Origin of the sequence: Psychrobacter pygoscelis (assembly GCF_004335015.1) — a bacterium.
In the GTDB taxonomy this organism is placed as follows: Bacteria; Pseudomonadota; Gammaproteobacteria; order Pseudomonadales; family Moraxellaceae; genus Psychrobacter; species Psychrobacter pygoscelis.
On sequence record NZ_RQRU01000002.1, the window covers coordinates 384,162 to 401,737 of the forward strand.

12 protein-coding genes are annotated in these 17,576 nt (G+C 44.7%); 7 read left to right on the forward strand and 5 right to left on the reverse strand.

The features are described from left to right. Window positions 1–121: 121 nt before the first annotated feature. Complete coding sequence (locus EGV92_RS06395; protein ID WP_131668400.1) at window positions 122–508, reverse strand: c-type cytochrome; 387 nt, start codon at window positions 506–508, stop codon at window positions 122–124. A 448-nt stretch (window positions 509–956) separates the two neighbouring features. On the opposite strand from EGV92_RS06395, the gene yihA reads away from it, so the two are divergent. Next, complete coding sequence (gene yihA, locus EGV92_RS06400; RefSeq protein WP_207401748.1) at window positions 957–1,631, forward strand: ribosome biogenesis GTP-binding protein YihA/YsxC; 675 nt, start codon at window positions 957–959, stop codon at window positions 1,629–1,631. A gap of 41 nt (window positions 1,632–1,672) precedes the next feature. On the opposite strand, the gene EGV92_RS06405 is transcribed toward yihA, so the two are convergent. After that, window positions 1,673–2,335, reverse strand: a complete 663-nt coding sequence (locus EGV92_RS06405) for an HAD family hydrolase (RefSeq protein ID WP_131668402.1) — start codon at window positions 2,333–2,335, stop codon at window positions 1,673–1,675. A 197-nt stretch (window positions 2,336–2,532) separates the two neighbouring features. After that, window positions 2,533–3,525 (reverse strand): RluA family pseudouridine synthase, encoded by a 993-nt coding sequence (locus tag EGV92_RS06410; RefSeq protein WP_131668403.1) that lies wholly within the window; start codon window positions 3,523–3,525, stop codon window positions 2,533–2,535. A 1,154-nt stretch (window positions 3,526–4,679) separates the two neighbouring features. Here EGV92_RS06410 and EGV92_RS06415 point away from each other — a divergent pair. After that, on the forward strand, window positions 4,680–8,717 hold the full coding sequence (locus EGV92_RS06415) for an Rne/Rng family ribonuclease (RefSeq protein ID WP_131668404.1): 4,038 nt from the start codon (window positions 4,680–4,682) through the stop codon (window positions 8,715–8,717). 163 nt (window positions 8,718–8,880) lie between these two features. Here the strand turns inward: EGV92_RS06415 and EGV92_RS06420 are convergent, their stop codons facing one another. Then, window positions 8,881–9,801 (reverse strand): DUF808 domain-containing protein, encoded by a 921-nt coding sequence (locus EGV92_RS06420; RefSeq protein WP_131668405.1) that lies wholly within the window; start codon window positions 9,799–9,801, stop codon window positions 8,881–8,883. A gap of 558 nt (window positions 9,802–10,359) precedes the next feature. On the opposite strand from EGV92_RS06420, the gene EGV92_RS06425 reads away from it, so the two are divergent. From EGV92_RS06425 to EGV92_RS06445, 5 genes are all read left to right on the forward strand, one after another. Continuing rightward, window positions 10,360–11,217 carry a DsbC family protein gene (locus EGV92_RS06425; RefSeq protein WP_131668406.1) on the forward strand — a complete coding sequence of 286 codons (858 nt, stop codon included), beginning with the start codon at window positions 10,360–10,362 and terminating at the stop codon, window positions 11,215–11,217. 210 nt (window positions 11,218–11,427) lie between these two features. Further along, window positions 11,428–12,759, forward strand: coding sequence for a homoserine dehydrogenase (locus EGV92_RS06430; protein WP_131668407.1), 1,332 nt, complete (start codon window positions 11,428–11,430; stop codon window positions 12,757–12,759). A 143-nt stretch (window positions 12,760–12,902) separates the two neighbouring features. After that, on the forward strand, window positions 12,903–14,084 hold the full coding sequence (locus tag EGV92_RS06435; protein WP_131668408.1) for a thiolase family protein: 1,182 nt from the start codon (window positions 12,903–12,905) through the stop codon (window positions 14,082–14,084). Between the two features lie 1,131 nt (window positions 14,085–15,215). Further along, on the forward strand, window positions 15,216–16,061 hold the full coding sequence (locus EGV92_RS06440) for a DUF2382 domain-containing protein (RefSeq protein WP_131668409.1): 846 nt from the start codon (window positions 15,216–15,218) through the stop codon (window positions 16,059–16,061). 158 nt (window positions 16,062–16,219) lie between these two features. Continuing rightward, window positions 16,220–16,831: a YsnF/AvaK domain-containing protein gene (locus EGV92_RS06445; RefSeq protein ID WP_423227895.1), complete on the forward strand. Its 612-nt coding sequence runs from the start codon at window positions 16,220–16,222 to the stop codon at window positions 16,829–16,831. 125 nt (window positions 16,832–16,956) lie between these two features. Here EGV92_RS06445 and EGV92_RS06450 read toward each other — a convergent pair whose 3' ends face one another. Then, on the reverse strand, window positions 16,957–17,472 hold the full coding sequence (locus EGV92_RS06450) for a hypothetical protein (protein ID WP_131668411.1): 516 nt from the start codon (window positions 17,470–17,472) through the stop codon (window positions 16,957–16,959). Window positions 17,473–17,576 lie beyond the last annotated feature (104 nt).

Consider the following 17,576-nt stretch of genomic DNA (forward strand, 5'->3'; position numbering starts at 1 on the left):
GCAAGTCTTTACAAATTTTGCCTACTTATTGAATACCCTTAAGTCAGAGCAGTAGACAGCGGCTAAAGAACCCTACTATTAATAGAGTTTTAGACATTAACCAATCATTAATTTACCAGTATTATTGGCTCATATATTCAATTAGAGCACGGTAGTCCTGATCACTACAGCTACTGCACAGCCCACCAGCTGGCATCTGCACCATACCTGACTTAACAGATTTAACTAGGGCATCCATGCCTTTTTGTTGTTTCAACGCTTGCCAGCGCGCTTTATCACCCTTCTTAGGAGCATTAAGAGCGCCGCTATCATGACAAGCTGCACAAGAGTCTAAATAAATTTGCTTAACATCGGCTTGCGCTGTATTAACAGCGCCCAGAAATATAGCACCTAAAAGCGTTAGCTTAACTATCGCCAACTTAGCTATTGTTAGGTTATTTTTGGGCATCCATCTTATACCGCCTACTTTTGCGCCTAGTACTGTTGATTTTAATAGTATGGATCGCATAAGGAATCTCCTATATTAGAACCACTCGGCTATTTAGCTAGTGGTACTAACTGCCATTATACCATGGCAAATTAAGTGAACATACATTCACTTAGCTAGCGACTGTTGATATTATGTCTCTTGATAGCGACAGTTAAATGACGGTTCTAAGAAGTTAACGCTGTAGAATTATGAGCGGTACAATTTTTAAGACCATAGCATCATTGAGCCATGCTAGCTTTTGGCTATTTCATCAGCCTCCTACAGCTACTCTTTGCAACTTACCTACCCTGACGCCCATATTAATATGAGTCGGATTATTGTTAATCTAAAAAAATAGCTATAAATTTAATGATAGGACCGATAAATGATGACATTCAAGCAGCTACTTTCATAGTTTGCTAGTGGTCGTGATATGATAGGCGATATCAAGTTATTCCTGACTATTTTACGAGATAAAAATCGCCTTATGACGACCCAACCTCAAGACCATACTGCTGATTCAGCCACATTCAACACCCAAGCTCGGCAGCGACTCCAGCAAACTGAGTTTATGCTCTCAGCACCTACCTTTAAACTGTGTCCAGCCGATGACGGCTTTGAGGTCGCCTTTGCAGGCCGCTCTAACGCTGGCAAATCTTCAGCTATCAATGCGCTGACCAATCAGCGTCAACTTGCCCGCTCATCTAAGACCCCAGGGCGTACGCAAATGATCAACTTCTTTCAAATTGGTGGGCCTGAGACGCGGTTGGTCGATTTGCCCGGTTACGGCTACGCTGCTGTGCCGCTTGAGATGAAAAAAGAATGGCAGGTCGAGCTTGAAGAGTATCTGGTATCACGCTCTAGCCTAGCAGGGCTGGTACTCCTGACCGATATCCGCCATCCACTCAAATTCTTTGACGAGCAGATGCTGCACTGGGCAAAAGATGGTGAGCTGCCTGTGCATATATTACTGACCAAAGCTGATAAGCTTAAATATGGCGCGGCCAAAAATGCCTTATTACAAATTAAGCGCGAGCTTAAAAAGCTCGAGCTACCATGCAGTATTCAATTGTTTTCAGCGCTCAAAAAAGACGGCATCGATGAATTAGCAGGCGTTATGGGCAACTGGCTTAACTTTGCCAATCCAGAGTCGCAAGCTTAGATCAATACGGGATTGTCACAGCACAGACGTTACTGATTGATCTAAGCAGGCTTAGCGATATCTTTGGTGAGTAGCTCAATAAGCGCGTGCGGGGAGTCGACTTGGTAAGTGGGCTTATAGGTCGCTAGCTCATGGGCGTCCGCAGCACCGTAATTGACTGCCACGCTGCACATACCAAGTGCCGTCGCCATTTCGATATCGTGGGTACTGTCACCGATAAATACCGCGTCTTCTACAGAGCAGTTGGTCTCTGCTAAGATATCCAATAGCATCTGCGGATCAGGCTTAGACCCTGATTCATCAGCGCAGCGCGAGCTTACGAAGTAATGGTGGCTATTGGAGGCGTTTAATACGCGCTCCAACCCCACTCGCTTCTTTCCAGTCGCTACCGCCAGCTGCTTTCCACTGGCCTTCAATACTGCAAGCATCTCTTCTATACCCGTAAAGAATGGCGTTTTCGCGCTATTGGCAATATAGTGCTCAGCGTAGCGGTCTTGAATGGCTTGCCTTTGCGGATTGCTAGCCGCTGGAAATAGAGTTTCTATACCACGCATTAAGCTAAGCCCAATGATGCTTTTGACCGCAGAGCTAGAAATCGTCAGACCTTGCGAGTGCGCCGCCACTTGCATCGACTCGACTATTAGTCCAATCGAGTCCATCAAGGTGCCATCCCAGTCAAAGATAATTAGTGATTTGTTGGTCATGATAGTGGCTATCTCGTTCAGGGGTTCAATATTCAGGGTCTTAAAATAAGATAGTAAAGGATTAGTTGCTTCAGGGCTGGCTGTTTCACTTAGCGACTCTCAATAGCTATACCCTACCCCTGATTGCCACAGTACTTTTTTTGCTAGTGGATGATTATCCTAGATTCTGATTAGCGACCCTTATTAACTTAGGGGCGTTACAGTATTACCTCTTCAGGCAAAAGCTTAGCCAACTCTTTGGGCAGCGGTGCGCGGATAACATCATAATCAGGGATTTGTAGCTGCCAAGCATGGAGACATAGACGGTGCACGCCTGTGTTATCCGCTGGATAATACTTGTCATCCCCTAAAATAGGGTGGCCGATATGCGCTAAATGTACGCGGATCTGATGTGTGCGCCCTGTTAGTGGCATAGCTTTTACTAAGCTGACTGGCGTACCATCGAGACTAAAACGCGCTAATACTTCAATATTAGTCTGACTAGGTTTACTCTGCTCGTCTTGGGTATCGACCTTCACCCGGCGCTCTCCACTTGCCAATGTAAAGCGTAGCAGTGGGGCATCAATCTGCTGCGTATTCAATACCGGTTGACCTTTAATGAGACATAAATATGACTTTTGAATCGTTTTATCGCGCAAATACTCTTGCAAAGTTTTGAGCGTTGAGCGCTTTTTGGCGATCATAAGTAGTCCGGAAGTATCTTTATCAATGCGATGTATTAGCTCAAGATACTTTTTACCCGTCACTTCACGCATGGCTTCAATAATACCGAAATCCAGCCCACTGCCACCATGGACAGCTATCCCTGAAGGCTTGTTTAAGACGATAAGCCCGTCATCTTCATAGACCACTCGTTCTAGCAAACTGTTGGCAAAGTCTTGACTAATAATAGGCTTTTCACGAGTCGCAAGCTTCACTGGAGCAATACGAACGATATCGCCGCGATATAGCTTGTCGTAGGGCTTGCAGCGCTTATTATTGACCCGAACCTCATCAGAGCGAATGAGCTTATATAGATGAGACTTAGGTAAGCCTTTTAATCGGGCTAATAAGAAGTTATCAACACGCTGCTCATGCTGATGCCGCGTGACCTCAAGGTAGTTTACTTGATTGAAGTTTTCAATTTCATCGTCCGCACTTTGCGGAAAATGTTTGTTTGATGTGGGCTTACTATTGGCAGGGTTTGACATATTTAGTTAGGTGTTTACACAAAGATTTGTTATAGTTTATCACGTTGAGATGCAATTAAGCAGTTATCGATAAGCCGAATGCTACACTGGCTACCTAACTTAAGCCAACTGCTAATCAAGAGTCTGCCTTATATGACCTTATATAATAGTGGTGTCATCAGGTAGCAGCTAAATCTATCAGATTGACTTTTAATTGCCCACTCAGCCACCATTATCATTTGCCGTCAGTCTTATGCTCACCTTACACTTGAGCGCCATACTGACAAAATTAAATAAGGAGTAGCAGGATACTGCTATTTCTATCAGTAATAGACTGTCTAGCTGGCTTGGCCACGACAGACTGTTTATTGCTTAATTTTTACTCATAATGCGCTTGACCCCACTCATTGGTGTTTGCAGTCACCCTTACTAAGACTGTAGTCACAACGATTGGTAGTTTTACTAACTTAGGGCGAGTGTGCAGTTGAGAGTAATTGATGAATGTTTAATAGTTAGCACAAGCTATCATGGCGACATTTATTAGCGGTCAAATAAAGAGTTCTTTATTTGCCAAGTACGCCCCGTTAATAGAGTAATGCAGGTTTTTGATAGCAGCGCTATGAATAATAGACTTTTTAGCCGACCATTTTATGGGTATTTAAAAACTATTTTAAAATACTATACCGGTACTTATATTAAGTAATTTATATTAAGGCTTAACGTCTTAAGACACTTACCACAGCTAGAGTTAATAGCATTGTGGGCAAGGTCAAAAGTTATTTAGCTTATCGGCTCAATGGATTTTGTAATACTCGAAATTTATTGCCGCAAATGATCATCACTCATGGTCATTTATTGCTAAGTCATTATTTGCTCACTTTTGTCCTTATGACGTTTTGTCTGCCATTGTAGCTATTGCAATAGACATGGTCCTTGCTGACCAAAGTACTGGATTTAACATTTATCTTTTATCATGACTTATGATCTTTAAGTAAGTTATGATTACCCTCAGCCGCACGACTCGTTGCAAGATTGAGCAGTACGCCGTAGAACGCCGCTGCCCCTTCAGTGCTAATGTTGTCCACCACTTAATAAAATCTGGATGACAATATAGCCATAAAGTTAGATAACAAAACTACAATTGAGCGGTCAGCGTATTCATAGGATATCTATATATGAAACGCATTTTAATCAACGCCACTCACAACGAAGAGATTCGTGTCGCCTTATGTAAAGGCAATCATCTTTATGATTTTGATTTAGAAAATCGTACCCGTGAGCAGAAAAAATCCAATATTTATAAAGGTCATGTCACCCGCGTCGAACCATCGCTTGAAGCGGTCTTTGTCGAGTACGGCTCACAGCGTCAGGGGTTTTTGCCAATTCGCGAGATCGCTAATGAGTACCTAAAGGGTAACGCTCGCGACGAAAATATTCGCAAGCTGATCAAAGAAGGCGACGAGCTGATCGTTCAGGTCGAAAAAGAAGAACGCGGCAATAAAGGCGCGGCACTATCTACTTATGTGTCGCTTGCCGGCCGTTATCTGGTCCTAATGCCGAATAATCCTCGTGGCGGTGGTATCTCACGCCAGATATCAGGCAAACTTCGTGAAGATATGAAGCGCATGCTGGGCAGTCTTGATCTGCCTAAAGGCATGAGCGTTATCATTCGAACTGCTGGTATCGGCAAGACGCAAGAAGACTTGCAGCACGATCTCAACCATCTATTAAACATCTGGCAAGCCATTCAAGAACAAAACAAAAAATATCCTTCACCGCGCTTGGTTCATCAAGAAGCGGGCGTTGTCACGCGTGCTGTTCGTGATTATCTTCGCGATGATATCACTGAGATCTGGATCGATAACGAAAACGCTTATATAGAAGCAGCTGGATTTATCGATGCTGTCATGCCCAAGCAAGCAGACAAACTGCGTAAATATACCGATTTTGAGCCTATGTTTGCCCGCTTTGGTATCGAAAAGCAGATCGAGACCGCGTATCAGCGCGAAGTTCGTCTGCCCTCTGGTGGCTCGATTGTAATAGATCAGACTGAAGCGTTGGTGTCTATTGATATCAACTCAGCCAAATCTACTAAAGGCTCAGATGTTGCGGAAACGGCTTATCACACCAATCTAGAAGCCGCCGATGAGATTGCGCGTCAGCTACGCCTTCGTGACATGGGCGGGCTTATTGTCATTGACTTTATTGACATGAATGACAGCAAGCACCAAAAGGAAGTCGAAAAGCGTTTAATCGAAGCGACTAAATACGACCGCGCCCGCGTCCAGTTTGGAGATATCTCGCGTTTTGGTCTTATGGAGATGAGCCGCCAACGGCTGCGCCCTTCTCTTGAAGAATCGACTGGCTATATCTGCCCACGTTGCCACGGTAACGGTATGATTCGTGACCTACGCTCATTATCATTATCTATCATGCGTCAGATTGAGCAGATCGCGCTAAAAGAGCGTCAGGGCGAAGTCCAAGCTGAAGTGCCTACCGATATTGCAGCTTTTTTACTTAATGAAAAGCGTGATAGTTTGGTCTATCTTGAGCAAGATAGCGGCACACGCATTACAATATTGCCCCATGCGCATCTTGAATCGCCTAACTTTAAATTGCACTTCAATCGCGATGGTTTTGCTCCCTCAAGCTATGAGCGTATCACGGACACGCAGCAGCAAGAATCCAATGAGCTGGGCTATGATGTCGACTGGCAAACAGCGGAAAAAGAGCGACCTGAGCAGCAGCCCACGCGTCAGCCTCGACAAGTGGCTAGTAGCAATGGTAAGGCTGTAGAGGCCGCTGCCAAGCCTGCGCCGCAAACTACAGCGGTGAAGGCCAACACCGCCAATACCCCAACTACTCCTGTAGTAGCCAACACCACTCCGGCAACGACCAATGCAAACGCGGCTAAGCCTCACGCTGTCGCTTGGCTGTCCAATCTATTTGCCCCCACCCCGCAAGCGACAACTGTAGATAATGTCAGTAGCCAAGCGGCTGCCGAAGCTATTGAAGCTATTGTTAACTCTGGCGCTCAAAGCCTAGGTGCATTAGGTCAGGTTGATCCTAGTGCCTTGGTCCAATCTGCCAGCAACCAACGTCGTGACCAAGAAGCGCCCTCAGCTTCAAGTACCAATCGCTACCAAGATGACACGAATGAGCAAGATGAACATGACAAAAAACGCCGAAAACCGCGTAAAGGCAAGTCATCCAAATCGCGTCATAGAAAAGACAAGCGCGATGATTCAGCCAAGTCTACCGACGATGATAAGCAGCAAGAGCATAATAATCAGGCTGACACCGAGTCCAGTAATGGCGATAAGCCTAGCCGTCGCCCTGCCAATAGTCGCCGTGACTCACGTGGTCAGACGCCTCGCTCAGAGACGCTAACTCCTGATACGACTGGCGCTACTGCAGATAGCAAATCATCAGTAGATTCGACAAAGGATAAAAACCGAGGCAATCAACGCGATAGAAATACAAATTCGCGCCAATCTCAAGCTAATCGTCGAAAGTCTGACTCAGGGTCAAAACCGCAAAACCCTAACGAAGTCTCACTTCAGGTCAATGAATCTCCCGTACATCATAAAGAGCATGAAGTGGTACACCTCTCTTTAGATGACAGTAAAGCGGATTCACCATCGCCGCAACCTGCAAAAGATGCAGCTGATCCCAAAGCGCAGGCTGCTGCCGATGCTAAGGCTAAAACAGACTCATCAACAGCAGCTCAACCGCCTGAATCGGCGACTAAGGCGTCAGCTGAGCATAAAAGTGCGGACCAAGGGCAAGACAGTAAGGCCTCAGCAGCCCCAGTGGCGACTCAGTCGAGCGATAAAGGCCATGATAAAGGCAGCAATAACAGTCAGGTTAAGCAAGCGCCTGCTACCGTGGCTACTGATAAGTCAGAAAGCCTAGCGGACAGCAGCGCTGAGTCAGAAGTCTCTCAGACTCCTAACTTATCTACTACTGAAATCAAAGCTACGGACTCTGCTAGTAGTGCTGACTCTGAGGCGTCAAGTACTGCTTCGCCAAAGGCTGATGAGACTGAGACTGCAGCCACACCTAGCTATGACGTGGCCTCATTGTTCGCTGATCGTTATGTTACGGCCAAAAAATATGGTCTAGCCAGCAACGACCCACGAGCAGTAAAAGCCCAACGTGCGAATCAAGCGCCAGAGCAGTCTACTAGCGCTCAGAGCACCTCGGATAACACCTTCGTGACCTCTACAGCGAAAATCCGTGGCACGGTTGGTGAGTTTATCCAAGCTACGCTACCCGATGCCAAAGTACAGCTAGAGGGTAATGGCGTCATCAATAGCTTTATCCGTGCTGTCCAAGCGTTTAATGACACAGTGGCTAAAGGTAGTGAGGTAGAATCTGCTAAGCAAAACGACTTAGCGAATCAATTCGACTTTAGCAATTATGGCTATGCCCCATTGGATGCTACCTACCTTGGTCGCTTTAACCGCATGACGCAAGCCGTGCGTCAGGTATCGACCGAGCAAGGCAAGACCTCGGTAAGCCCGCGTCCAGTTACGCGCCGTGCTAGTAATGATCCACGTGGTCAGCACCCTGACTATCAGCCTACTGTCCAAGCTAACCGCAAAGAAGCCAGCGCTTTAACTGCAGAGTTAAATACAGTAGACGTTACTCAAGAGAGCGCTGCATTGCTACTTGAAGACAGTGAAGTGATGCAGCACTTGGCTACTGCTCGCGCTAAATCGGCAGATAGTGACGTTGCTACTCATGACACCTCCCATGATAAGGTCGCCTCATCTGCTGATTCAGAAGCAAGCGAGCAGAATAGTCCCACAAAGACTGATGTCGCTGACACTATAGCTACGGCAGACAAAGTAGCCGAAGTAGCAGAGCAAGCCGAAACGATCGTCGATGCGGCTGATGAGCAAGCTCAAGGCCAGACCTCAGAAGTGGGTGGCGATAAACCGCAGGCAAATGCTAGCGATAATGGTGGAGACGAGGCCGCCGCCTCATCTAAAACGACTATCGCCAGCTACAAAAATATGATTGAGAATGTCGCTGAGCAATTATTGCCCCAGCAGAGCAGTCTATTCAATCTAACGACGCCAAAAGTGCCTAAGTCTCGTAGCCGAAAGTCCAAGACGGAGCATAAAAAGCCGACCCAGTCAGAACAACAAAGCCAAGATGGCGCTGCTGCTGATGCTCAAAGTACGACGGCTGGTAGCGACAAGTAGAGACTGTTCATAAAGCAGCTATTTATAAACACTCCTCTATAAATAATATCGTTAAATATAAAGAAGCCTCATCATCATGATGAGGCTTCTTTATGCGTTTCGTATGCAGATTCGATTTTAGCTAACGGATTGGCCTATTATAAAAGTGAGAAAAGAGTCACACCTAATGTGCTTGCGAATGACTACCGCGCATCTTACCAATGATGGTAATTATCCCGACAATAACCACACCGACGATAAGGCCAACCACACCGTTTAATAGCATAGTAGTTAGACCATCAAAGATACCAGTAAGATGAGCTAAATCCTCAACGTTATGATGCAAAAAGTCTATACCATGCACTAATATACCGCCGCCCACTAAAAACATCGCTAGTGTACCGGCAATGGATAAGAACTTCATAAGCTTGGGCGCACCTGCCAATAATAGCCTGCCGAGCTTCTGTTTGGCTTGGCTGTCCTTTTTGATAAGGTAAAGCCCCATATCATCTAATTTGACAATACCAGCTACGAGACCATAAACCCCGATGGTAATAGAAACAGCGATAATAGATAACACTAGGCTTTTCTCTAGCAAGGTCGCCCCTGAGGCTGCACCCAGTGCTATGACGATAATCTCTGCCGACAAGATAAAATCTGTACGAATAGCCCCTTTTATTTTTTCTTTTTCAAAGGCTACCAGATCAATACTTTCGTCTGCATTGGCTTTAATCATGGCTTGCTGCTCTTCATCATGCGGCAGCAGATGTGGCCAAAACTTGTGAATAACCTTTTCAGCGCCTTCGTAAGATAAAAACAGACCACCACACATTAATAAGATAGTAACCAGCGGCGGAAATACAGCACTAATCAACAAAGCTGCTGGTACCAATATCAACTTATTGACTAATGATCCTTTTGCCACTGCCCAAACCACTGGCAGCTCTCGATCCGCTTTCACGCCGGTCACTTGCTCCGCATTTAAAGCCAAATCGTCACCCAATACACCTGCCGTTTTTTTGGCGGCGACCTTAGTCATGACAGCAACATCATCTAAGATTACGCTAATATCATCAAGTAGCGTTAATAAACTGGCCCCTGCCATAAGTACTCCTTTAATTGAACCAAATACGCTTGGTCACTGTTGTTTTTTAGCGTTTATTTTATTTATTAGCTAATGCTTAATAACTAGCTCTCGATAGTTATTACTGGAAAAAGCCATTGGCTAAACTAGCAAACTACAAAGATATCATTAGTCTCCCATACGCTAAGCTACACTGTAAATGGACTAAGATATAAGTTATAGCTCGCTACTGTATCATAACTATCATTGCTGCCTTGAGTTATCGTCAAGCTTGCCAGCATCACAGCCTATTTTAGCCATTTTGCTGAAAGCTCTATAGCTGTTTTACTGGTTGTAGTTAGGATTATATCTGTATTGCTAATGACCTAATATAAATGAAGTCTTGGTTAATTATTCTGACTGAATGCATGTTCACTGCCAAACTATGCTACCATAATTGGCGGACTGGCTCTTGTTAACTAAAGGTGCGTAACGGAGGCTTTTATAAGCAAAAGTCATCTATAATCGTATCTTAAGTTTGCAATTTTTACCCAGTGAATGCCTAGTAAATATCGAGCAGGTGCTCAAAGGATACCTCGAATGATGTTGTCGTTACCTTCTAAATATCGTAAGCCCCTAATTCAAAGCCAACGCAAACCTTTAATCGGATTGCTGATAATGACTGCAATGCTTAGCGCGGGCTGCAACAATAACCAAGAGCAATCAGCAAATGACGCCGCGACGTCAAACATCGCTCAATCAGATAGTACGGCGATCAATGCGCCTGTCGATAGCAAAAGTGATGCGACCATCGTTAGCGCCTTACAAAGCAACCTAAAAGCATCTGGCATTGATGAGACGATTACCTCCGCGGTACCGACTGCTATGCCAGGCATCTATTGGGTAAGTGCAGATGGACTACCTTCATTCTTTACCGATGCTGAGGGCAAGCACATCATTCAAGGTCAGATCATCCAAGTTGGTGATGGCGAACCTATCGATATTAGTGCCAAGCTGATTGCCCAGAGCGCTAAAGAAAAGCTGGCGGCTGTCGATGAAAAAGATATGGTGATATTTCCTGCAAAGGGACAGACCAAAGGCGTCGTTTATGCCTTTACGGATGCAGATTGTGGCTATTGTCGTAAACTGCACCAAGATATTGACGAGACCAATAACCTTGGTATTGAAGTTCGCTACCTAGCTTGGCCTCGAAGTGAGGAGACCTTTCCTAAAATGGAGGCTATCTGGTGTAGTGAAGATCGTCAATCAGCATTAACCGCGGCCAAAGCTGGGGCTAATATAACGGCGGCCAATTGTCCAAACCCCGTACAGTCTGAATGGCAGTTGGGCATGAGCCTTGGCGTGCGTGGTACGCCAGCTATTTTTGATCAAAATGGTCAACAAATCGGTGGTTACCTGCCGCCCGAGCAGATGGCAGCAGCCCTAGGTATTTCTTAACGTTCACATTTTGTGATAAAGATACCACCCGCTCTACTCTGAGCGAGGATATTTATACTTACAAGTGTTTTAACTTTTAGGGTGAGCATAGCGTCATTGTCTGATATATTCTAGCTTCTGGCTATTTGTTGTTGGATACTGTGATGTAGAGCTAAGTGACGCTATTGGATTTCTTTAACTTGATCTATTTTATTTATTCCTGAGGATACTGTGAGCAACTCTATCAATCTAGCTATACTTGGACTTGGCACTGTCGGCACCGGCGTCGTCAACCTTATTAATGATAACCTAGCTGAGCTAAAACGCCGCAGTGGTTATAACATCTGTATCAGTCAAGTGGGTACGCGGCGTCACCGTGAAGATATTGATCCTAATATTACCCAAAGCAGTGATTTAATGGCCATTGCCGCAAGTGACGATGTCGATATTGTCATTGAAGTCATTGGTGGTACGACCCTAGCCAAAGACGTTATCTTGCACGCGATCGACCATGGTAAGCATGTGGTCACTGCCAACAAAGCTTTATTGGCTGAGCATGGCAATGAGATTTTTGCAGCGGCTGAAGCGCGCAATGTGCATGTGGCATACGAGGCTGCAGTTGCCGGTGGTATTCCGATCATTAAGGTCATGCGCGAGGCTTTAGCAGCTAATACGGTTGACTGGCTGGCCGGTATTATCAACGGGACAGGCAACTTCATCATGTCAGAGATGCGGGATAAAGGTCGACCTTTTACTGAGGTACTCGCAGAGGCACAAGCTCTTGGCTACGCTGAAGCAGATCCTACCTTTGATGTTGAAGGTATTGATGCCGCGCATAAGCTCGCTCTACTTGCCTCTATCGCTTTTGGAATTCCACTACAGTTTGATAAAGTATATTGCGAAGGCATCACCGATATTACTCTGCAAGATGTTGAATATGCCGAAGAGCTTGGCTACCGGATTAAGCACTTAGGCTTCGCTGTTCGTCGTAGTCACAACGGCAATCAGAGTAATGATGCTGAAGGTATTGAACTGCGTGTTCACCCTACTTTGATTCCTCAAGATAAGTTACTGGCCAATGTTAATGGGGTTAAAAACGCCGTTTTGGTCAACTCCCATCCGCTAGGTCAGACACTATATTATGGCGATGGAGCCGGTGCTGGCGCTACGGCTTCAGCAGTTATGGCCGATGTTATGGATCTCGTGCGAGTGCTTAGTGCCAATGGTCAAGGTCACCATGTGCCGCATCTAGCCTTTGTACCCGATGAGCTATCTGATACTCCAGTACTAGCAGCAGAGCAGATGGTGACTGGCTATTATCTCCGCTTGCATGCTTTAGATACCCCAGGAGTATTGGCTGATATCACCCGAATTCTTAGTGAAGCCGGAATTAATATCGACGCTATCTTACAAAAGCCTGTGCGTAAAGTCGGTCAGGTACCTGTCATCATCTTGACCCTTCCGGTGGTAGAGAGCCAGATGAATTTAGCAATTGATAAAATAGAGCAACTAGAAGCTATTACTGATAAGGTTGTACGGATACGCCTTGATGAGCTTGGCTAACGTTATATCTTCGTCAAGCTATTTTTATTTATTATTCAACTACTTCAGTGACGTATAGTTAGTCAGTAGAGAGTTAGTTAGCAGATTTAACAGCTACTATCTAGACGTTACTGCTTTATAGACTCGCATAAAAGGAATTCACTATGTCAAATGATTCGATTGTAATTTTAAATGGTGCCCGAACCCCTATGGGCGGATTCCAAGGTGCACTTAAAGATGCAACCACTACTGAGCTTGGCGCGGCGGCTATCAAAGCCGCTGTAGAGCGCTCAGGCGTGAAGCCTGAGCAAGTGGATGAAGTCATTATGGGCTGTATTCTAACAGCCGGTGTGGGTCAAGGTCCTGCGCGTCAAGCAATGCGTAAAGCTGGTCTACCAGACTCAACTGGCGCAGTCACTATTAATAAGCTTTGCGGCTCAGGTCTTAAAGCTGTCATGCAAGCCTATAATGGCATTAAAGCGGGTAGTTTTGATATTGCAGTAGCCGGTGGTATGGAGTCGATGACCAATGCTCCTTATATCTTGCCAGGCGCTCGTAATGGCTACCGAATGGGACATAAAGAAGTCAAAGATCATATGTTCTTAGATGGTCTAGAAGATGCTGATACTGGTAAGCTCATGGGGCAGTTCGCTCAAGAAAAAGCAGACGACAGAGGTTATAGCCGTGAGCAAATGGATGATTTTGCCATTGAGTCACTAAACCGTGCTTTAACCGCAATCAAAGAAGGTCACTTTGCAGATGAGATTGTTCCAGTAACTGTCAGTGGCCGTAAAGGCGATACCGTCGTCGATACTGATGAGCAGCCTGCCAATGCCAATGCCGAGCGAATCCCTAAATTGCGCCCTGCTTTTGCCAAAGAAGGCACTATTACCGCTGCCAATGCCAGCTCAATCTCTGATGGCGCTGCAGCCGTCGTAGTCATGAAAGAATCCCAAGCCGCTGAGCAAGGTTTGTCTTACCAGGCCAAAATCATTGCTACAGCTTCAAACTCACGCCACCCTAGCGAATTTACACTAGCGCCCGTTGGAGCGATGGAAAAGGTACTAAAAAGAGCTGGCTGGTCTGTAGAAGACGTCGATCTATGGGAGATTAACGAAGCTTTTGCTATGGTAACCATGATCGCTATGGACGATATGAACATTCCTCACGATAAGGTCAACATTGAAGGGGGTGCATGTGCCTTAGGTCATCCAGTAGGCTGCTCTGGCGCACGAATTCTAGTGACTTTGATTAATTCGCTCAAGCGTACTGGTGGTAAAAAAGGCGTGGCCTCTTTATGCATCGGTGGCGGTGAAGCCGTCGCGGTTGCTATTGAATTGCCTTAGTACTTGGGCTATCCAGCCAAAAGCACTAGAAGCAGACCTTGTGCCTTGTAAGCCGCTGCCAATCTAGCTCTACTATAGAGACGTTATAGACATAGTGGGGTATAGACTAGCTGAGGTTACAGTACTCATTATTGTGTATTTAACGCCTAAACGCTCATTATTGAGCGTTTTTTTATAGTATTTTTTAGGGGCGAGACAGAGTCCTTGTAACTCGCTACTTTTAATTAACGCTGCTAAAAGGTCGCCGTAAGGTATTTACTCTGCTTAGTAGATATTTTCCTCGATACCTCCCCCCTCTCACTATACGCTCTCACTTCTCGCTTATTTTTATTTATCCTTTACCTATCTATGCATACAGTATGAGACAGCTTACACCTTTAAAAATCGCAGTTAGGAGAATCGACTGTACAGTTATTCCGTCTAGCTTATTAGAGGGCAATGATCATTTTAAGTAGACCATTCTAGCTTCGCTACACAGTGAGCGGCCATAATTAAGGCAGTCGCTATGTTGCCTTAGTCTTATCTTATTCAGCTCTATATTTTGATAAGCAACACTGCTAAGAACTCCTACCCTCTTAATGACTCTTCAATCTCGTCAACGCTATGAATCTTTGGTAAATTAAAGGCAATATTGCCTAAAGTGAGTAATTAGAAATCACTATCTAATTAGAGTTTATTTGTTGTTTATACTTAAATCATAATTGAACCTAACTTTAAATGATGCAGTATTTTGGTGCATTATTAGCAATAGTGACGCCTTAATGACAAGTGCTGTAACGAAAGGTTAAGTTTCTTCTACGGCATGTTATATCACTTACACCCATTAACACGGGTTTACGAGTAACGCACATTTTGATACTCGCATTCTATATGCAAGCCAAGCTCAGAGTGCTAGTATACTCTTAAGTTGATGAGGCTAGATTGCACATAGGAATTATTAAAACTTATTAATTAACAACTGTTAAGAGACTTAAAAATTATCAATTTGATAAATATAAAAGTTGTTTTTTAGGACGCTATATTCACGACTGAATAGGTATAAGTCTAATAAGTAAATTATTAAATAATCCTATATAGTGCTTTTATTAACGGTAATTAAATTATTTCACTAACTACAAAAGGATGACAAGAATGAGTCAATTAATTCGCTTACAGGATATCCAAGCTACTCACCGTGACCTCATTGGTGATGATTATTATGACCCAACAGGTAAAACTGCTTACGGCGCTAACGAAGAAAAAATCGGTAAAATTGAAGGCGCTCTAGTAGAAGACACCACTGGCCGTATTCGTTATTTGATCGTTGATGCTGGTGGCTGGTTTAGCTCTAAAGAAGTTCTAGTACCTGCTGGCCTTGCTCGCATCGTAGGCGACGACGTATTCTTTGATAGCTTAACTAAATCTCAAGCTGAAGCCATGGAAGAGTATGACCATGACTATCAGTACAGCTATAAAGAGCAGTATGAAAAAGACCGTCAAGCATTTGTTGCGGATACCGTTCCTACTGAAGAGCGTGTCGAAATTGCAGATACACACTATGACGCACCAAACACTCTTGAGCTACTAGAAGAGCGTCTGACTGTTAATAAAGACCGCATCGTAGCCGGCCTTGTAAAAGTTGGCAAACATGTCGTTACTGAAGAGCGCAACGTTGAAGTTGAGCTTGAAGAAGAGCATGCTCATATCGAACGTACTAATGTTGACCGCCCAACTGACCGCCGCATTGGTGATGACAATGGTGCTGCGATTGAAGTTGAGCTAGAAGCTGAACGTGCTCGCGTTGGTAAAGAAACTTACGTTACTGAAGAAGTGAACGTTGGTAAGACTACTGAGCGTCACACTGAGACTATTAACGAAACTATCCAGCGTGAAGAGCTTGATATTGACCGTGATGGTAACGTTGTTGACCGTGAAGGTAACATCGTAGACCGCGAAGGTATCACTGCTGATGACGTTCGCCGCGCTCGTGGTAAGTAGTAAGCTTAATGCTTAATCTTGAGTCATAAGCTCATGCGTTAAGTAAGCATTGAGTCTTTTGGCTCAATTAAGAAGGTCAGAGCCAGTCTCTGACCTTTTTTTATGATAGTTTATAAGTCACATTTCCCTTCATTATCACTTATTACAGGATGATTCTCGTGAGCCAAAGCAACGATCCAAACAACACCCCTAACAAACTGTTTTCAGCGGATGACATCTCTATCAATAACCAAACCACAACCACAACCACTTCTACTGATGAGGCAAATCAGGTAGCCACTAATCTAGAGATTGACCCAAAACGTGAGCAAGTAGGTCGCCTAGAGCTACTAGAAGAGCGCGCTGTGGTTAATAAAGAGCGTCTAGATGTCGGTAAAGTCACCGTCACCAAACATCAAAGAACTAAGACCATCGAAGTGCCTATTGAGCTGGTCGAAGAAGTCTTGACTATTCAGACTTTCTTCGAAGATGCGGAGAGTGAAGCACTATTGACGGGTGCATACGATGAAAAAGATATCTTGCGTCATGTAGAGCCGGCCCTAGGTAGCGTGGCTGTCGTCAACATTAATGGCAATAGAGTCGAAGTGGGCAATGAGCCAGTAGAGATTGTGCTGTCGCGTCAAGTTGCCACTATCGCTAAAGAGACTTACGCCGTACAGCAAATTGATGTCGAAAAGTCTGTTCATACCCATACTGACAATATCGCAGTAGAGCTTAAATACGAAGAGCTGGATGTGAAAGAAGAAGGCTTTTTAGATCATAAAGAGTAAAAAGAGCTGTAGTTTTGTTCTTACTAAGGTCTTAATCGATAAAAAAAGCAGCGTATAAACGCTGCTTTTTTGATTTCTAATTGAGTAGTGTCTGCTCAGTTAGATTCCATGAGAAAGGTTAAGGTTTAGCTACCAGAGGCATTACACTCATAAGCTGTGACATCGCTGCCCTCACCCGTGGTAGTACGTAGAACCCCAGAAGCACGCTGCTCTTGCCCATGCGCGACTCGCCACTGAGTAATACCTTCCTTACCATCGATTGTTGTGGCAGCCTCATAAGCACCCTCCCCTGATGGCTGAAGCGTTATCTCACCTTCTGGCGTGGTCAGCGTAACACTATCCGCATCATCGTTATACAATGCATTTAACTTAAGCTCAGGGTTACAAACATAAGCAACTTCAGCTACCGGCGTCTCAACATTGGCTACCGTATCTTGCGCTACTTCGGTGGCACTTGGGTCATTGATGGCTGGATCATTAGGCTCAGCTGGCTCAGCTGACATTGCAATATCTTGGTCTGCTTCAATCTTTTCATTCAATGTCGGTTCAGGCTCTGACTGTTTTTGGCAAGCTGATAGTCCGACCACTGCGCTAAGCAGTCCCATCATCATTAAAGAAGCTCGTGATTGCTGTAACGACATCGTTTATCTCCAATTAATACGGTTAAAACAGTTAATATATTGATATAAACATATTAGCACAATAAATTTTGGCCAGCGTTATTATCCTATTACTATTCAGTTGT